Origin of the sequence: Vibrio pomeroyi, from assembly GCF_024347595.1 — a bacterium.
GTDB classification, from domain to species: Bacteria; Pseudomonadota; Gammaproteobacteria; order Enterobacterales; family Vibrionaceae; genus Vibrio; species Vibrio pomeroyi.
Genome location: NZ_AP025507.1, coordinates 419,446 through 437,704, shown reverse-complemented (window position 1 = coordinate 437,704; position 18,259 = coordinate 419,446). Strand labels below are relative to the sequence as shown.

Sequence of the window (18,259 nt, the reverse complement as noted above, 5' to 3'; positions counted from 1 at the left end):
ACTAACCTTTCTGTGGTTAACCTTTTCTGTGACTAATTTTGGTTAGAATCTGAATTAGTGCGCGGCTTGGGACATCCAATGTAATAAGTCGAGCGCAGGGTCATAATCTTGAGCGGCAGCCAGACCTATCCAAGTGACAGCTTCCGCTTGGCTAACCTGAACGCCACTTCCGGAGAAGTACATTAGGCCAAGCTGTGTTTGAGCTTCAGGGCTACCGGCACTGGCTGCAGTTTTAAACCACTCCGCCGCTTTCTCGTCATTCTGCTCAACACCGTCACCGCTCAAATACCGATAAGCGAGAGCAAGTTGTGCTTCAGACTGTCCTTCATAGGCTTCATCCAACACCTGAACGACATCTCGGTGCTGTTCAGATAAGGCCACAGAGCTTTCGCTGCCAACGCTTGCCTTGGCAAAAAGCAGAACCGTCACAACACCAGTCAGAATCACGGTAGTTAAACGTTTATTGAACATTTATTTCCTCCTCAGGAATAAAGGTCACAACGTCCCTGTCGAGTGAATTAGGTGAAAAGTAGAAACGGCGCGATGATGCACAAGCTCGATAGCAATACGTTTTCAATCTTCATAACTTTTCCTCGATTTACAGTGAATTTTGGGATGCTTAATCAGACGACTAAATTGATTTTTCTATAATCTGTTCAATCGTTTGTTTTGAGATTGGGTAGAACTGGAAGCAGATATCTTTCTCAATCGCTTGAGCAATATTGCGCTTCTCTTGGTCATCAAATTCCCAGCTACTGAAACGCTTCATCGCACCAACTTGGGTTTGGAAGTTGTGTAAGAAATCCAACACTCGTTGGTAAATCATCTCGTCCGTTCCAGTGCTCTCTAGCGAGAATGCTTGAGCTAATTTAATTGCGTTCGGCATATAGAATTCCGGCAGTGCTTCAATTACAACTGGCATCAGTACCGTGTTGGCATCGCCATGTGGGATATGGCTAATCGCACCAAAGGCATGGGCGCAGTTATGGATAGGAATGCCACCTAGCGATGAATAAAACGCAGAAATCGCCATCGTGCTCGCCTGAAGAAGATTGCCACGTGCCGTTAGGTTTTCAGGCTCCTCAAGTGCCACGGGTAAGTTTTCAACAATCAGTTTTGCAGCTTGAATGCCGTAGGCATCGGTAAAGGCATTGCTCATTGGAGAAACAATGGCCTCAACGGCGTGCGTTAATGCATCCATTGCGGTTGAACGAGTCAGGTGAGCAGGCAGCTTGGTGGTGACAGTCGGATCAAGAATCGCAATGTCAGCCTCCAAACCAGACGCTACTAAGCTTGCCTTAATGTTTTCATGCTCGTTGTAAAAAACCGCAATCGGAGAAGCTTCAGCGCCAGTACCCGCCGTTGTTGGTACGGCAATATGAGGCACTCGAATGTCTTCATTGTTTGGCCAAACTTCCATAAAGCCACCGCCTGCAATCACGGTACGGATATCATCAATCTGCTTATGAAGTGCGTATTTCACGCCCTTAGAAGCATCAATCACACTGCCTCCACCGACAGACAAAATAGCGTCTGCATCCAAGTTATTAGCAAACTCAATCGCAGCGTTGATGTTGTCGCAAGTCGCGTCTGGCGCAATATCGGTGTACACACCAACGAGCTTAGTCGCTTGATGATTTGCTTCTTGATTCATCGTCTGGTTTGCAAACAACGCTGAGAATTGCTCAACAAAGCCCAAAGACTCCAAACCTTTGTCAGAAAAAAGTACGACTCTTTTTGCACCTAAGCGAGCAAACAAAGAAGGGATATTTTCGATGCCGTTCTCTTGAGCATGAACAATGGTTTTCAGTTGAAAGTTAAAGTTATTGGTAGTCATGGTGTTTACCTCGTTTATGTTTGATGACTAAACAATAACCAATACAAACCGGTCGGTCTAGGGTGTTAATGTCAAAGATATGTCAATTAAGATCATTGAGGATCATTTGTCGAAAACGAAAAAAGCCCGCAAATGCGGGCTTAGGAATATTAGATTCAACGAGTTGAACGACAAAGGTTAACGCAAGTGAGCGGGTACCTTTGTTTTGTCTCGGTTGAGATAGTAGTAGAGATAAACCAAAGAGTAGACGGTCACAAACGCATCGAGCGCAAACACACCACTCCAACCATAAAACCACTCATAGTCATTAATGCAGACGTTGTATAAGAAGATGCCAACAAACATCGACTTCTCAAATGCGCTGTAAATCATGGTCGAAGTGCGCAGCGATTTGTACTTGGCCGAGAACATCAGCAACACACCAATACAGCCAACCATCACACCCCAGTGCTGATAAGTACCCAACAGATACTCTTTATTTTCCATCATTGTATCGTTGTACGAAAACAGGGTCTGCATACTCCAATCCGGTGCCAAAAAGGTGGAAAAAGCAGTGGCGGTTAAGAATCCAGTAATCATCAAATACGATTTCATGGTTCTTTCAAAAAAACGTTCCAACATAAATAACCTCTTGAATAGTTTCTAAAATAAATAGCTGAATGTCAGGTGTGATTTACTTGCCTAGCATGCTCATCACTGCTGTTTTTAATTCGTTGTCTTCTTTTGAAAACAGATGCTTAACACGGTGATCTAAGCCTGTTTCCAATACGGTTTTGGCATGAGAGAAAGTAAGAAAACCTTCTTTACCGTGATAATTGCCCAGCCCTGATTCACCAATGCCACCAAACGGCGCGTCGTCTACCGCCAAGTGGAAAACACAGTCATTGATACACATTCCTCCGGAATGAACTTGGTGCTTAACCTGAGACTGTAAACTTAAATCAAAGCTCATCAGATACAGCGCCAAAGGCCTTGGTTTGCTATTGATGATTTGGAACGCCTCTTCAATATTGCGATACGTAATCAACGGTAATAGCGGGCCGAAAATCTCTTCGTTCATCACCTTGGATGACAGGCTTGGCTCTACAATCAGATGCGTCACCAGTCGTTGGCAATCTAAGTCCATCGCGTCGTCATGGCAGGCCACGGTTCGCGTTCCTGCTTGTTGTTCTTCATTCAACAAACCCACGATGCGGTCGCATTGGCGAGGGTTAATTAGGGACGTCAAATTCTCGGAATAGACCCCTTCATCAAACAGCAGTTGGTACTGTTTTTTATATTCCTTAATAAAACCTTCGAGCTTATCTTCAGGCAGCAATACGTAGTCAGGCGCAACGCATACTTGACCGTTATTGAGGCTTTTTCCGTAAATGATTCGCTCGACCGCAATATCGATCGGCATGTCTTCTGCCACGATAACTGGCGACTTGCCACCAAGTTCAAGAGTGACGGGAGTTAACGTGTCAGCCGCTGATTTCATCACTTGACGACCCACTTGGGTTGAACCCGTAAACAGAAGGTGATCAAACGGCAACGCGGAAAACGCAGCAGCAATTTCAACCTCACCTTCAACCAAGCACACCTCATCGACATTGAAAACTTCATCCAATAACTGTCTTAAAACGTCATTGGTTGCTGGCGTAAATTCACTCATTTTGATCATGGCTCGATTACCTGCCGCCAAGGCTGAAATGAGCGGGCCAACCGACAACATGATAGGGAAATTCCACGGGGCAATGATCCCCACTACGCCTTTAGGCTGATAAACCACTTCAACACGCGAAGTTGAAAGCAAAGGGCCTGAGTGGCGAATGGAAGATGTCGACCAATGCGGCAAACACTCGATGGTGTGATCAATATTTCCTAAGCAAGGAAGTATGTCGGCCATCAAAGTATCTTGTCGACTGCGGTGACCATAGTCCTCACTTACCGCGACACACAAACGGTCTGTGTAATCGATAAGAGCAGATTTCAGCGCAAGCAACTGTTCTATTCTCACCGGCACAGTGGGCATCGGATCATCTGCAAAAGCTTCCTGCATACTCTTCAACGTCACTGTCATTTGTGTAGCCGTCAATTCATGTTTCATACATCACCTCGTGGTTAAGAGAGACACACAATAATACACAACAAACCGGTCGGTCTAGTGTTATTTTGTCAGAGAATCGTCAATGCTGTCTGAAAGAAGTGGCTAGATATTGAATAAATAACAGGTAGTAAATTTGAAAAAGTGGGAAGAAGAAAAAGATAAAGAAAAGACAAATCAGGCTGATATAACCAGATAAATGGGGGGTAGCAGGATCAAAAATGGCCGCTTAAAGCGACCATTAAATGTTATCTTAATGCATTGTTTTTAAACAATTAATCCAACTAGTTAACTAGCTCTTAGCAACGTTGGCAATGCCTTCAAGCTGTAGAACTGGTGCAGCGTCGATGTCTTCTGCATTCATCATCGACGACACGCGTTGCATCGAAGAAAGCAGTAGGCTTTGCTCCCACGGCTCTAGGTTTTGGAATTTTTTAACGAAGTTATCTTGCAGCGGCGGTGGCGCATTGTTTAGCAGCTCTTGGCCTTTTTCCGTCAAGTTCGCATGCACTTTACGACGGTCAGCAACACTACGGATACGTTGTACGTAACCATTCAACTCTAGGCGATCGATGATCGTCGTGGTTGTGGCTTGGCTTACATTGGTGTGATTCGACAATTCTTTGATCGTCACATTACCCATTTCTTGGATTGCTCTCATTAGAATTAATTGAGGGCCAGTCAAACCATACTCTTTACTCAGCTTTTTCGAGTGTAAATCGATAGCGCGAATAATTTGTCGAATAGCGACTAGGATTTCGTCATGTTTGTCCAAGATGCAGACCTTTGTACTAATATACTGTGAGTGGTTTTACAGTGTCGAAGCGAAGAACTCTCATGAAATCGGAGTCAGGACCGCTCAAATTACACTGTAAATTGATAAATTACGTCATTAATTTTTCCGCATTGTACTGATGTTCATACTATTCTCAATCTTTTCTATGCCTCTGAATTTGCGCAGGGCAACACTTTTGCTCAATGAGTCACGATTTTCGCTCTTATATCGGCTAACAAGGTAACAAAAAGCCAGAAGTCGTTAACAAATAAAAAAGCAGAGCCGTCAAATAGGTAGGGAGATTGTGATGGCCCCACTACCTATTAAATGTTTCGATATCTGACTATTTTAGTTCAAAAGACTAAGCAGCACTGTTTAGTTGAAAATTACCTGTCAGCGCGTTGTAGAACTCGCTGTTATCCAAGATCCCAACCAATTGATTGTCTTCAACCAGCAAAATCGGATGATTACTGATCTGCTTGAGCTTAATCGCATCACGCATGCCAATTTCAGGGCTTGTGACCACGACACTCGACGCGCTGATCGCCGCTAAGTCATCTGACTCGCTCCACTCGACAAGCGCCAAAGTAGATTCACCTTTGACCGATAAAGCACCTTCACTCTGTTCAATCCAGAGGTCTTTAGAATCGCAGATCTTCCAGCTTTCATTCTCTTGCGTCAGCGAATCAAGAGGCTGCATCAAAGAGCGACCTTTAAGCACATTCAACGGGTTGGTGTGAGCAACAAAGTCCTTCACATATTCCGTTTTCGGCGTCAGTACGATCTCTTCCGGCTTACCGTGTTGGATCAGTTTGCCAGATTCCATGATTGCGATGTTGTTACCAATCTTCAACGCTTCATCAAGGTCGTGACTCACGAACAGAATCGTTTTGTTGAGTTTGTTTTGCAACGTAATCAGTTCATCTTGCAGTTGAGCTCGAATCAATGGGTCAAGCGCCGAAAACGGTTCATCCATTAGTAGAATGTCAGTATCCATGGCAAAGGCACGCGCCAAACCGACACGTTGCTGCATACCACCAGAAAGCTCATGTGGGAATTTCGTTTCCCATTCGGCTAAGCCAACCATTTCAAGCTGTTCACGCGCCTTCGCACGACGAACATCTTTGGCGACACCTTGCATTTCAAGACCAAACGCCACGTTATCTAACACGTTTAACCAAGGCATTAAGGCAAATTTTTGGAACACCATAGAAACGCGGTGTGTGCGTAAATGACGCAGTGTCGCTTCATCGCACTGCTCACCCAAATCAACTAGCTTATCGCCATCTTTGATTGCCAATGAACCACGGCTGATCTCATTCAAACCATTCACAGCACGAAGTAATGAAGATTTACCCGAGCCCGATAAGCCCATCAGCACGCAGATCTCACCTTCTTCAACCGTGAGAGATACATTATCTACGCCCACGACTTGACCAGTTTCATCAATGATCTCTTGACGAGTTTTCCCTTGGTCGAGTAGCTCGAGCGCTTGCTTCGACTTATCACCAAAAACAACATCAAGGTTTTTAATGGTAATCGCGTCCATTGTCTTTTTTTTCTGAGTGCTAGACATGATTAAGCCTCCTTCTGATTGGGTGTTTTGCACAAGCGATCAAGAATGATAGCGACTAATACAATCGCCAGTCCGGCTTCAAAACCTTGTGAGATGTTTACTGTGTTCAATGCACGAACAACTGGCTTACCAAGCCCATCAGCACCGACAAGAGCGGCGATAACCACCATCGAAAGCGACAACATGATGCACTGAGTAACACCTGCCATAATGCTTGGTAGAGCCGCAGGTAATTCCACTTTGAGCAGCAACTTCATGCGACTAGCACCAAAGGCTTTACCGGCTTCAATCAACTCTTCAGGAACTTTAGTCACGCCTAAGTACGTCAAACGTATTGGCGCGGCAATAGCAAAAATAATGGTCGAGATTAAGCCCGGAACAATGCCTAAGCCGAATAGCACCAAGGTCGGGATAAGGTACACAAACGTAGGGACCGTCTGCATTAAATCGAGGATTGGGCGCAGTAACGTGTACAGCCAAGGGCGGTGTGCTGCCATGATGCCAACCGGAACGCCAATTAATACGGAAATCGTTGTCGCCGCAAAGACGAGAACAAAGGTTTCCAGCATTTCTTGCCAATAGCCAAGGTTGAGGATGGTCAGAAGCGCCGCGACAACGAAGATCACCAGCGACAATTTACGGTGTAAATACCAAGCGATCGCAGCGGTAATCACGATTGGCAACGCAGGCGGCATCCATTTAAATACATCGACTAAAAACAGAATAACGGTTTCTAAAAAGATAGAAATAGCATCAAAAAAGCCTGCTGCGTTGATTGTTAACCAGTCAACACCAGCTTCCATCCATTGTCCGACAGGGATTTTGTTTTCCGTAATAAAATTCACAATATTGCCTTTTATTATGGGTGGGCTACTTCAAACCAATCGATACATTGGCAAGCCCACCTTTATTATTTATGTAGCTGTTGAGATAGGTAGAACTAAGCTTTAACTTGTTTTAGGTATTCAGTAACGGCTTGAGTCGCTGATTCGCCTTTATGCGTTTTTACGTTGTCTAACCAAGCTTCCACTTGTTGTGGATTACTGTTCAACCATTGTTGCGCCGCTTTTTCAGGCTTCACATTCTGGTTCAGAATCTCTTCCATCAGCTGGTTTTCCATCTCTAGAGTGAACTCTAGGTTCTGTAGAAGCTGACCGACGTTTGAACACTCAGACAGGTAGTTTGAACGAACATTGGTGTAAACATTTGCGCCACCGTAGTTCGGACCGAAGAAGTCGTCACCACCAGATAGGTATTCCATCTCAACGTTACTGTTCATTGGGTGTGGTGCCCAGCCAAGGTAAACAATCCATTGGCTGCGACGTGCTGCGCGTGATACTTGCGACACCATACCCGCTTCACTTGATTCAACTAGGCTGAAGTCTTTTAGACCAAATGCGTCAGAATCGATCATCGATTGGATTAGGCGGTTACCATCGTTACCAGGCTCAATGCCGTAGATGCGGTCTTTAAATTTGTCGGCATGCGTTGCTAGGTCTGCGAAACTTTTCACACCCGCGTCGTACACGTATTTAGGTACAGCGAGCGTGTATTTCGCACCTTCAAGGTTGGCACGAACGGTTTCAACAGTGCCCGCTTCACGATATTTAGCAATATCGCCTTCCATGGTTGGCATCCAGTTACCTAGGAATACATCAATGTCGCCATTGGCCATAGAAGAGTAAGTTACGGGTACTGAAAGCAGGTCTGTTTTGGTTTTGTAGCCCAGGCCTTTCAGTAGCTCAGAAGTGACTGCCGTCGTTGCGGTGATGTCTGTCCAACCGACATCCGCAAAGCGCACGTTTTCACATTGCTGTGGCTCAACAGAAGCGTTAGCCGCAAATGCAAATGAGCTGATAGCGAGTGTTGTTAACGTTTTTGTCGCCACGTTCTGAATATTTAGAGTCGTCATAATGGTTCCTTTTGATCTTTCCTTTTGCTGCTCTATCTCAAACGGATAGCGGCAGTTCTGCTGACTTTTGACTTATGATTGGTGTTACTATTTTTGTTGTTTTTTAAGCAGCAACAGAGGCTTAAGCTTCTCTTACTGGCTTATTGATTCTTTGTTTTTCTTCCCACTCCGGAGCAATCCACACTGGAACGTCTTGTTCTTTAAGCATCGGTTTCCCCAAAATCAAATCGGAAGCGCGCTCAGCAACCATGATGGTCGGTGCGTTCAAGTTACCGTTTGGAATAACAGGGAAAACAGACGAGTCGACAACACGCAGATTATCAATGCCACGAACACGACACTCTTCATCAAGCACCGCCATTGGGTCGTTATCTGAACCCATTTTGCAGCCACAAGAAGGGTGATAAGCACTTTCAACGTTCTGCTTAACCCACTCATCAATCGCTTCATCGGAAGTAATGTTTAGACCCGGCTGAATTTCTTCACCACGGTAAAAGTCCATCGCAGGTTGCGACAGAATTTCGCGAGTCAGACGAATACAATCACGCCAATCTTGGCGGTCTTGCTCGGTCGAGATGTAATTGAAAATGATCTCTGGTTTGGCATGCGGATCAGCAGAGGTAATCGCAACCGTACCGCGACTCTCTGGCTTGTTAGGTCCAACGTGTACTTGGAAACCGTGGCCATCAAAGGCCGCTTGGCCGTCGTAACGCATTGCGGCTGGTAAGAAGTGGTATTGAATATTTGGCCACTTCAATCCTTTGCGAGAACGAATAAACGCACACGATTCAAAGTGATTGGTCGCACCCAAGCCTTTGCGCGTCAGAATCCACTCTGCGCCAATCATGCCCTTGCTCACCAAGCCAAGCTTGCTGTTAAGCGTGATAGGTTCGTTACAGTGATATTGGAAGTAAACTTCTAGGTGATCTTGCAGATTTTCACCGACGCCGCTCAGTTCGTGTTTCAGTTCAACACCCGCTTTTTCAAGCACCGCTTTCGGGCCGATACCAGATAGTTGAAGCAGTTGAACAGAACCGATAGACCCCGCAGAAGAGATCACTTCTTTGTTCGCTACGGCCACTTGGGTATTGCCTGACTTTTCAAACTCAACACCAACCGCTTTCAAATTTGATTGACCCTGTACGTCTTGTGACTCAAGTAAGAAACGACGAGCCACGATGCCTTTCTTCAGTGTTAGGTTTGAGCGCTTCAATGCACGACGCAGATAAGCGTTAGAGGTTGAGGCTCTAACACCCTTGTCTACCGTCATGTGCATAGTGCCGAAGCCTTCTTGCTGGTAGCCGTTGTAATCTTGAGTTTCTGGGTAACCGGCGTCTTTACCTGCATCGATGAACGCTTGGTAAAGCGGGTTAAGCTCCATATCGTTGCCGTTACATGTACCTACAGGTCCGTTGTCGCCACGGTATTCGTCACCACCCTTGTTCCACGATTCAGCACGGCGGAAGTAAGGCAAACACGCTTGGTAATTCCAACCCGCTGCGCCCTCTTCTTCCCATTGGTCGAAGTCACACGCGTGGCCACGCACGTAAACCATGCCATTGATCGATGAGCTGCCGCCTAACACCTTGCCACGTGGGCAGTGCAGTTCACGCCCGTCAAGGCCAGGCTCCTTCTCTGTTTCAAATTGCCAAGCGTACTTTTCAGTATTCATTGGGTAAGAAAGCGCGGTCGGCATCTGGATAAAAATACTCTTATCCGTACCACCAGCTTCAAGTAATAAAACGCTATGTTCACCGCTTTCCGTTAGCCTATCCGCTAACACACAGCCGGCCGAACCCGCGCCGACGATAATATAATCGTAGCGTTGTTCCATGTTATCTATTCCCTGAGATGAGTCAGTGGAGCTAGCTACTTTAAGCTAGCCCATAAAATTGAGTGTTACGCGTTAGGCATAAGGGCTGGCGTAATCGCCAAGTTCGATAAGAATGCTCTTAGTCTGCGTATAGTGAAGTAGAGTCTCTGGTCCATTTTCACGGCCAATACCCGAAAGTTTGTAGCCACCAACAGGCATTTCTGCCGGTGAATCACCCCACGTGTTCACCCAGCAAATACCCGCCTGCATTTGGTGAATAACGCGGTGAGCGCGAGAGAGGTTTTGCGTGAATACACCAGCAGCAAGGCCGTATTTAGTATCGTTTGCGCGGCGAATCACATCGTCTTCGTCCGTAAACTTCATTACCGACATCACTGGGCCAAAGATCTCTTGTTGAACGTGAGGCATGTGGTCTTCGCAATCCACAAACACGGTTGGGATAACAAAGTTGCCGTTTTCGAGGCCGTTGTCTGTCACTTGATAGCCGCCTGTCAGCAAGGTGGCACCCGACTGTTTAGCTAGCTCAATCGCTTCAAGGACTTTTGAAAGGTGTTCTTTAGAAATCAACGCGCCGATCTGAGTTTCCATGTCCATTGGGTTGCCAATGATCAGCTTCTCAGTACGCGTTTTAAGTTGGTCGATGAATGCATTGTAGATGTTTTCGTGTACATAAACGCGAGTACCGTTAGTGCACACTTCGCCTTGGGTATAGAAGTTTGCGACCATCGAAGCAGAGACTGCATCGTCCAATTTCGCGTCATCAAACACGATCATTGGTGATTTACCGCCAAGCTCCATCGTCACTGATTTCAGCGTTTTCGCGCTGTCAGCCATCACAGCTTTACCCGTACCGGTTTCACCCGTGAAAGAGACTTTCGCGATATCTGGGTGCGCCGTTAGCATTTGACCCACACGGTAGTCACCCTGAACCACGTTGAACACGCCATCAGGAAGACCGGCTTCGGTAAAGATCTCCGCAAGCTTGAGAGCGGTTAGCGGCGTTTCTTCCGAAGGTTTGAAAATCATCGAGTTACCCGCAGCAAGCGCCGGAGCCGATTTCCACATCGCGATTTGGATAGGGTAGTTCCACGCGCCAATGCCCGCACAGATGCCCAGCGGTTCACGGCGTGTGTAAAAGAATTGAGATTCGCTCAGCGGTTGTTGGTCGCCTTGTAGAGTTGGAGCAAGGCCAGCAAAGTATTCAATGACATCAGCGCCAGACGCCACGTCTACTTCAATTGCTTCTTGCAACGGCTTGCCCGTATCAACAACCTCAAGGTTCGCAAGGTCATTATTTCGAGCCCTAAGGATTTCAACGGCCTTCAAAAGTATGCGACTACGCTCTACCGCTGTCATTGCTGACCATACTGCAAAGCCACGCTTCGCTGATTCAATAGCACTATCCACATCCGCTGCAGAGGCTTGGCCTAGCGTGGCGATAGGTTCGCCGTTTGCCGGGTTGATGCTATCAAAGGTTTCACCAGACGTAGCTTTGACCGCTGCGCCATGAATGTATAACGAGTTCATTTCCATTTGAGATTCTGACTTAATTATTGTTATTAGACTCTACTGGTCTAGTTTGAATGTTGGGTGTAAGCATTGGTCGTTCTAGTGCTGTTCTAGTTCTAACACTGCGTTCTATTTAGTACTGCACGAATAGAACGTCAGTTGTTTATCAAGGTAATCGTTAATAATGGCGCGCGCCTTCTGAGCATCGATACCATCCGGGTTTAACGTGCCTCTCAGCCATAAACCATCAATCAAAGACGCGATCCCGTGAGCAACGAGATCCGCCTGTTCATGATTCAAAATACCTTTCAATTCAAGGCGTAAATGCGAGAGCAAACGTCTTTCATTCACGCGCTGGAGTCTTTTTAGCTTTTGGTCATGCATCGAATACGACCAAAATGCCAACCACGTCTTAGCCACCTTATTTTCTGCTTGGTAACCTTCAAAGTTACCGTCGATGATGGCATTAATCCTCTGCTGGTGAGCGTCAGCAGGAAGCGCTTTGAGCGCGGTGGTAATGGTATTGGACAATTGGCGAAGGATTTCACGCATGGTCTCTTCGAGCAGGCCGTGCTTACCACCAAAATAGTGATTAATGATGCCGGTAGAGACTCCCGCTTCTTTGCTGATCAACGCAATACTCGCGGCATGCAAACCGACTCGATCAATCACCGTCATGGTCGCTTGAACAAGCTGTGGTTTACGTATGTCAGGCATCCCAACCTTCGGCATTTCTTAGTCCTTTTATTTTTTATTGAACGTTCAGTTAAATATAAAATGACAGAAATTTAGTTAGGGTTCAAATGATTATTTAAAACAAACTCGTAACAATACAGCATTAAAAAGCCAACAAACCAATTAAAAACAATCAGTTAAATATCATTTAGGACACTAATGAAATCAATTAAAGATTTGAGGTGTGATAGTTAATGGTCAAATGTTTTCGCTCAATAAGAACAAAACTTAACCACTTATCTTCTGAGCCAAAATGGGTGATATGCAAAGAATAGGCATCATTATTTGTGGTTAAGAAGGGAGAAGCGATGGTGTGATTGATGGAGAGCTGAAATGAAAATCAGACACGACGAGAGCACCTTTATCAAGTTAGGTGCTCTCATTTTTATCACCAATATCGAGGTAATAAAGCGTGGTTAGTTCAACTAAAAAGCCAAGTGGTAACTATTGCTCGGTTGATCCAGTGAAATCACCCAACTTTGCTCTTGCTCACTGCTGCTCATCGGCACCCAACGAGCGTAAATTTGCTCCCAGTTCCCATTCACTTCTAATTCCACAACATCGATTTGAGTTGGGTACACCGTGGTGATTCTCGACAAAGGGTCAGCGACAACATCACCGTTACTCATGACAAATGCCGACTCGGAATACAGGTGCAGCGCTCCCGAAGTGGTTCCCGTGTAATCCATCGACAAGCTGATCTTCTCACCGACATCAAACGAAAATCCTGCTTGTGCAACAATCTCCGAAGTATCGGTTATCGCTGCAACGGCTGGCTGAGCAGGAGAAACAGGCGTCTGAACCGGCGTTGGCGTAGCTGATGGTGTCTGAGCTGGCGTCGCACTTGTGCTTCCCCCACCACCACCTCCGCCACAAGCTGCGACTAACAAAGAAAGAGAACTTATCGTGAATAGCTTAATTGTATAATTCATGGTGATCTCCTACTCGTCCGTCGCTGAAATAACTTTGTTGGTGGTAGATGCCTTGTACCACTCACCATCGGTCTCACCACTACTGGTTACCCATGCAGGGAACGACGTGTAAGCTTCACTGATATCAATGTACTCAACAGGGTGGTCCCATTCATCACGGATGTTAATCACCCAAGGCATATTGTTGCTGGTCTTAAACGATTCCGAACCAGAAGAACTGTCATCATGGGTATTGAACAAGGCATTATTCATATCGCTGGTGCCAGAAAACGCTTTGAGGTGAGTTTGCCATGTCATACCTGGAGGAGTGCCAACAAAATCACCGTGGTACATATCTTCAGCCGCAAAAATGAATGAGTCATAAGGTGGATAGCCGACATCATCACGCGATACTGGCGAGGTAAACTCGACGTACAATTGATAATTGAGAGCATCTGCATTCTGCGTGTCAGAACATGCGCTTTGTGTTCGGTAGAAGACGCAGCTTTCAGTAAGTTCACCTAGGTTTTCTAGATCCACTCTCAGATCTTCAGACACCATCAGAATCGTTTCGCTGCTCCCCTCTTTTAGAATGGTATGGCCAACGGCAACACCATTTCGAGTCAACGTTGTGGATGCCACGTTAGCAGGCAGAATGTTCGGCAGCTTCAACGCATAACCATTGGAGTAGCCTGCGCCCATTGCCTGAAGGGTATAATCGATGGTTAGGTTCTTAAGTTCTCGTTGTCCGTTGAGCTGCTCTGTCACTCGGTAACGCCACACCACATCATTGAAATCATAGTCCCCTTTCAAGGGCCAATTATCCTCAAATGCGATCGTTGCGTAGCTGTTCGAGCTTGGGTAAACCGATGTAACCGTCACGTCCTCGTTATTCTCTTGGACAAGTACTTCGTATTTAGAATCTGTCGTACCATCTTCATTGACGCCATCTACGGCGGCAAATGGCGTCACTTCAACAGTGAAGATCAAATCGTTGAAGTCGTTGTCTCCACTCGGGCGATAAATATCCTCAAAGCCAAGTACCAAAAACTCGTTTTCTGTGTCGAGGAAAGCAACATTGTGTCTTCTGTTCTCTGCGGTTGCTTCAGGGTTGATCGAAGGGTAACTGTAAAAAGGTGTCCCCCAACCACTGAGGCTATCTATGTTGTTGTAAGATCCTTCCCAACCCCAACCATTAGAGATAATGAAGAAAGCCAACGTTTGGCCAGCGGTAAGTTGGACACTTAAATCAATCGTGTCGCCTTCCTGCATCTCACCCACACTCGCAACGGACGTATTCGGAAACACAATCACATGTGCATTAATGTCGTCTTTGGTCGCCGGTGGGTTGTTAGTATCAAACACGAAGTAACCAAGGGAGTTTCGATAACCCGCCCCTTCATTCAAGAACGTGACTTTTGCCGTCGCGTACTCCGCACCGTTCAACTCGTCGTCAATATCAATGCTCGAATAGCGCTCTGGTGCAATAAAGGCACTGTTCACTGTACTGCCTTCTGGCAACATCGAATAAACGTTGGTTAAAACATCTTGTGGGAGTGAATCCGCTATCGAATACGTATTGTTGGGTTTACCTTTTGCCGAATAGTTTGACGCATCCGCCCCAGACTCAAATGTTAAGTCCGCAGTGGTCAACGCCAACGCAACACATGGCATCAAGCAACTAGGCAGTATGATTGAATTCCAATTTCTCATTATGTTCCCTCTTCACTAGCCTTAAACGTGTAAAGAGATATAGAGCAAAGATAGTACCGGGAATTAATCTTTTATTTAACAGACACTTAGATGTTAAGGCTTCGTTATTCTCATTTTGAGAATGAAGTTGAAAGGTAAGGGTCGCTATTTAAGTAGCGACCCTTATTTGGAGTGAGTAAGAGAATGAACAAAGTAACTAACTGAGGTTTATTTACCTATAATCGGCATCGACTGCCATGCCCTTTGATGCAACATTTCGCAGCCAGATTCGGTAATCACGATGTTCTCTTCATGCACCATCATGCGGTTTTTCGCAAATGCCATTCCCGGCTCAAGGGTGAGCACCATACCCGGTTTTAAGACTACATCTCCGTTAGGCACATGTGATGGCCACTCGGTTAGCTGCATGCCTAAGCCGTGCCCCATTCTCCCCACATCGTTGCCGAGTGCGCCGTTCTTTTCGAGTACCGACCACATGGCTTGCCACACGTCACCAGTGGTGCGTCCCGGTTCAGCAATCGCTAGCCCCGCTTCTGTCGATTGATAAACAGCATCGTAAGCTGCGATGGTGTCAGGAGCTGCGTGACCAAAGGCATAATTACGGTCAAAATCGCTGAAGTAGCCATCAAAATTAGCCCCCGTATCGATGATCAACACATCACCTTCTCCGAGTACACGATCGGTTGGTCCCATGATGATGTTGTCATACCCACCTTGACCAGAAGCGGAAATCAGATAGGGGCAAGAATCGGCACCCAAACGTAGCATCTCCAAATGCATGGCTTTACACGCCTGTCGTTCTGTCATCCCTATCGCGAGATGATGACGAAGATATTCAAAGCCTGCCGCCGTCACTTGGCAGGCGAAGCGTACTTTATCGATCTCGGCTTGAGACTTAACACTGCGCAAGTCTCGAATCATCAGTGACACATCAACCACACTGTGTTGGCTCAGCTTCTGCTGTAACAACGCATAGTTGGTAGCAGGCATACGCAGATGTGTTTCAGGGCCGATCATCGAACCGATTTGGCGAGAGCCCTTGGAGACTTCTGACAACGTAGCCGCGAGCAAAGAGATACCGTCATCTTCTGGTCTTGGTGACGGCCAACTGCGCACATCGTCAATCCATGTATCGTCGAAACCAGCGACACCAATCTCTGGCACAACAGCTATAGGCTTGCCGACCGCAGGTACCACCAAAAACCAAGGTCGAGTTGGGCTTTCCCAGAACTGCGATTTGAAGCCACTGAAATAGCGAAATTCAGGTTCGGTCGTAAAAAACGCAGCATCGATGTCTTGAGCACATAGACGTTGTTGTAACTCGACAGTACGTTGCTCTAGTTCTGCTGATTCAAACCCTCTCTGCGGAGGTGTTAACGGCAATATACTCATATTTCTATCCTTGATTGAATTAGGGTAACTCGGCGAATTAATTGAATAAAACGTCTCTTGGTAACAGAGCGATACTTGGGAAGAAAATCAGCAAAGCAGACATCAATATCAAAATAAGGAAAAACGGTAACGTCCCACGGATGACCTCCATGTAAGGTCGCTCAAAAATCGCTATCGCAGTAAAGATGTCACAACCGAATGGAGGTGTTGCCGACCCAATGGCCATTTGTAACGTCACCATCACACCGACCAAGATTGGATCAATACCTGCAGCATCAACTATCGGCATAAAGATAGGCGTCAAGATCAGTAGAACGACCAATGAGTCCACAAACATACAGCCGACAAAGAAAGTCAGTGCGATGATAAACAGAATGTATTCAGGTGAGGCGTCTTCTAGATTAAGAGGAGCGAGTAACTCCTGAGGAATCTGTTCAAACGAGATGTACCAAGAAAACGCCTGTCCAACACCCACCAGCACAAAGACAACGGCAGTAATCAAACCGGTATTCAGCGCTGCATCGCAGATGTCTTTTACGCCAAGTTTGCGATAGAAAACGCACTCAACGATGATTGCATATAACACAGCAAATGAAGCCGCTTCCGTAGGCGTGACCACGCCAGAATAGATACCACCGATAATCAAAGCAGGGAAGCCAAGGGGAAGAATCGCTTTCTTGATCGCTTCAATACGTTCGGCAGTGTTGGCCTTTTCAACTAAAGAGATGGTGTCGCTGTGTTTCACGCTGTAGGCATAGCTGTATAACGAGAACAGGCTAGCGAGCACTAAACCCGGGCCAATACCAGCAATGAATAATTCACCCACGCTGGCGTTAGCCAAGGTGCCGTAAAGAATCAAACCGATACTCGGTGGGATAAGAAACGCGATGTCGCTGGCATTGATGATCAACGCCATCACAAAGCTGTCTTTGTAGCCTGCTTGCAGCAACTTCGGACGCATGATTTGGCCAACCGACACCACGGTAGCTTGGGTCGAACCGGAAACAGAACCAAACAAGGTACAGCTGATACACGTCGTAATCGGCAAGCCACCACGCAGATGTCCAACAAACGCTTGGATCAAACCAAGTAAGTTATAGGCCGTATGGCCGCGCGTCATGATATCGGCCGCCAATATAAACATAGGAACTGCAATCAATGCGTTGGGTGAGATGCCCGTGACCATTTGCTGGATCAGCACCCCCGGCTCAACCTGAGAGAAATGAATCAAGCCAATTAGAGCCCCAACCGCTAGCGGCACAATCATTGGGAAGCTCAAAAACAGCAGAATCACCATCACAGAAACAAGAGTAAATGTGATGACATAGATATCTAATTCACCGGCAATAATGTCTGAGAAAAACTGTGCTACATCGCTCATTCGAACTCACCTACTTTTGTGTTTCTATTTTCAATCACGTCAAATGACACGTAGATCTCTTTGTGCAGTAAGTTCATCAAGAAACTCATGCTGTATTGCAACCCGGCTATGAAAAAACCAATTGGAATGATCGCGTACACCCAATACACAGGGAACTGTAAGGCTGGACTTAACCGATTGATATCTTTCAGCTCTTTAACGTAAAAGAACGCGTGGTAGGTGAGATAAAACATCAGCATTGCGGTTAATAAAGCAATGATGGTTGTGAGAACTTTCTGAGCTTTAGTGCTCAATGAATCGTAGACCGCGGTCATACGAATATTTCGGCCTTGGCGCACCGCATAAGCGAAGCCGACGAAGGTAACAGAGACAATCAGAAACTGATTGAGCTCTTCCGAGAAAAATAGGCTTTTATTGAAGGCGTAACGACCAATCGCATTGGCAGTAGAGTTGATCATCATCGCGAGAATGGCAGTCATGATCAGAAAGCGCTCTAGCTTTTCTGTCGCGACACTTATTTTATGTAGCAGTTCTTTCATAGCAGGCAGTGCTCCATACTTCGTTCAGTGACACGAGTCCATTGCCACTATTTGGAGAA

At 46.2% G+C, this 18,259-nt stretch carries 16 protein-coding genes; all 16 read right to left on the bottom strand.

The features are described from left to right. Positions 1-54: 54 nt before the first annotated feature. The 16 genes from OCV12_RS18090 to OCV12_RS18015 all read right to left on the bottom strand — a co-directional run bounded on the left by OCV12_RS18090 (position 55) and on the right by OCV12_RS18015 (position 18,200). Positions 55-471, bottom strand: coding sequence for a tetratricopeptide repeat protein (locus OCV12_RS18090; RefSeq protein ID WP_261886781.1), 417 nt, complete (start codon positions 469-471; stop codon positions 55-57). Positions 472-631: 160 nt separating this feature from the next. Continuing rightward, positions 632-1,837, bottom strand: a complete 1,206-nt coding sequence (locus tag OCV12_RS18085) for an iron-containing alcohol dehydrogenase (protein WP_261886780.1) — start codon at positions 1,835-1,837, stop codon at positions 632-634. A gap of 177 nt (positions 1,838-2,014) precedes the next feature. Beyond that, complete coding sequence (locus OCV12_RS18080; RefSeq protein ID WP_048664473.1) at positions 2,015-2,458, bottom strand: hypothetical protein; 444 nt, start codon at positions 2,456-2,458, stop codon at positions 2,015-2,017. Between the two features lie 52 nt (positions 2,459-2,510). Continuing rightward, positions 2,511-3,926 (bottom strand): coniferyl aldehyde dehydrogenase, encoded by a 1,416-nt coding sequence (locus OCV12_RS18075; RefSeq protein WP_261886779.1) that lies wholly within the window; start codon positions 3,924-3,926, stop codon positions 2,511-2,513. 289 nt (positions 3,927-4,215) lie between these two features. Beyond that, positions 4,216-4,698, bottom strand: coding sequence for a MarR family winged helix-turn-helix transcriptional regulator (locus OCV12_RS18070; protein WP_017632044.1), 483 nt, complete (start codon positions 4,696-4,698; stop codon positions 4,216-4,218). Positions 4,699-5,059: 361 nt separating this feature from the next. Continuing rightward, positions 5,060-6,274, bottom strand: a complete 1,215-nt coding sequence (gene choV, locus OCV12_RS18065) for a choline ABC transporter ATP-binding protein (protein WP_261886778.1) — start codon at positions 6,272-6,274, stop codon at positions 5,060-5,062. A gap of 2 nt (positions 6,275-6,276) precedes the next feature. Further along, a complete protein-coding gene (gene choW, locus OCV12_RS18060) occupies positions 6,277-7,119 on the bottom strand; it encodes a choline ABC transporter permease subunit (protein ID WP_004736863.1) in 843 nt (280 codons plus the stop codon). A 95-nt stretch (positions 7,120-7,214) separates the two neighbouring features. Next, positions 7,215-8,186: a choline ABC transporter substrate-binding protein gene (locus OCV12_RS18055; RefSeq protein WP_261886777.1), complete on the bottom strand. Its 972-nt coding sequence runs from the start codon at positions 8,184-8,186 to the stop codon at positions 7,215-7,217. A 121-nt stretch (positions 8,187-8,307) separates the two neighbouring features. Next, positions 8,308-10,020 carry a choline dehydrogenase gene (gene betA, locus OCV12_RS18050; protein WP_261886776.1) on the bottom strand — a complete coding sequence of 571 codons (1,713 nt, stop codon included), beginning with the start codon at positions 10,018-10,020 and terminating at the stop codon, positions 8,308-8,310. Between the two features lie 72 nt (positions 10,021-10,092). After that, positions 10,093-11,553, bottom strand: a complete 1,461-nt coding sequence (gene betB / locus OCV12_RS18045) for a betaine-aldehyde dehydrogenase (RefSeq protein WP_261886775.1) — start codon at positions 11,551-11,553, stop codon at positions 10,093-10,095. A gap of 105 nt (positions 11,554-11,658) precedes the next feature. Further along, positions 11,659-12,261 (bottom strand): transcriptional regulator BetI, encoded by a 603-nt coding sequence (betI, locus tag OCV12_RS18040; protein ID WP_176679114.1) that lies wholly within the window; start codon positions 12,259-12,261, stop codon positions 11,659-11,661. Positions 12,262-12,689: 428 nt separating this feature from the next. Beyond that, complete coding sequence (locus tag OCV12_RS18035) at positions 12,690-13,196, bottom strand: hypothetical protein (RefSeq protein ID WP_261886774.1); 507 nt, start codon at positions 13,194-13,196, stop codon at positions 12,690-12,692. A gap of 9 nt (positions 13,197-13,205) precedes the next feature. Next, positions 13,206-14,888, bottom strand: coding sequence for an LruC domain-containing protein (locus tag OCV12_RS18030; RefSeq protein WP_390904568.1), 1,683 nt, complete (start codon positions 14,886-14,888; stop codon positions 13,206-13,208). A gap of 207 nt (positions 14,889-15,095) precedes the next feature. After that, positions 15,096-16,280 (bottom strand): M24 family metallopeptidase, encoded by a 1,185-nt coding sequence (locus OCV12_RS18025; protein WP_261886773.1) that lies wholly within the window; start codon positions 16,278-16,280, stop codon positions 15,096-15,098. A gap of 37 nt (positions 16,281-16,317) precedes the next feature. Further along, positions 16,318-17,661, bottom strand: a complete 1,344-nt coding sequence (locus OCV12_RS18020; RefSeq protein WP_261886772.1) for a TRAP transporter large permease — start codon at positions 17,659-17,661, stop codon at positions 16,318-16,320. Further along, positions 17,658-18,200 (bottom strand): TRAP transporter small permease, encoded by a 543-nt coding sequence (locus tag OCV12_RS18015; protein WP_048610032.1) that lies wholly within the window; start codon positions 18,198-18,200, stop codon positions 17,658-17,660. Before OCV12_RS18015 ends, OCV12_RS18020 begins: the two co-directional genes overlap by 4 nt. Positions 18,201-18,259 lie beyond the last annotated feature (59 nt).

Bases quoted from the DNA above. Each gene is read 5' to 3' on its own strand.
- OCV12_RS18090 (WP_261886781.1), bottom strand. From the start codon at position 471: ATGTTCAATAAACGTTTAACTACCGTGATTCTGACTGGTGTTGTGACG.
- OCV12_RS18085 (WP_261886780.1), bottom strand. From the start codon at position 1,837: ATGACTACCAATAACTTTAACTTTCAACTGAAAACCATTGTTCATGCT.
- OCV12_RS18080 (WP_048664473.1), bottom strand. From the start codon at position 2,458: ATGTTGGAACGTTTTTTTGAAAGAACCATGAAATCGTATTTGATGATT.
- OCV12_RS18075 (WP_261886779.1), bottom strand. From the start codon at position 3,926: ATGAAACATGAATTGACGGCTACACAAATGACAGTGACGTTGAAGAGT.
- choV (WP_261886778.1), bottom strand. From the start codon at position 6,274: ATGTCTAGCACTCAGAAAAAAAAGACAATGGACGCGATTACCATTAAA.
- OCV12_RS18055 (WP_261886777.1), bottom strand. From the start codon at position 8,186: ATGACGACTCTAAATATTCAGAACGTGGCGACAAAAACGTTAACAACA.
- betA (WP_261886776.1), bottom strand. From the start codon at position 10,020: ATGGAACAACGCTACGATTATATTATCGTCGGCGCGGGTTCGGCCGGC.
- betB (WP_261886775.1), bottom strand. From the start codon at position 11,553: ATGGAAATGAACTCGTTATACATTCATGGCGCAGCGGTCAAAGCTACG.
- betI (WP_176679114.1), bottom strand. From the start codon at position 12,261: ATGCCGAAGGTTGGGATGCCTGACATACGTAAACCACAGCTTGTTCAA.
- OCV12_RS18035 (WP_261886774.1), bottom strand. From the start codon at position 13,196: ATGAATTATACAATTAAGCTATTCACGATAAGTTCTCTTTCTTTGTTA.
- OCV12_RS18030 (WP_390904568.1), bottom strand. From the start codon at position 14,888: ATGAGAAATTGGAATTCAATCATACTGCCTAGTTGCTTGATGCCATGT.
- OCV12_RS18025 (WP_261886773.1), bottom strand. From the start codon at position 16,280: ATGAGTATATTGCCGTTAACACCTCCGCAGAGAGGGTTTGAATCAGCA.
- OCV12_RS18020 (WP_261886772.1), bottom strand. From the start codon at position 17,661: ATGAGCGATGTAGCACAGTTTTTCTCAGACATTATTGCCGGTGAATTA.
- OCV12_RS18015 (WP_048610032.1), bottom strand. From the start codon at position 18,200: ATGAAAGAACTGCTACATAAAATAAGTGTCGCGACAGAAAAGCTAGAG.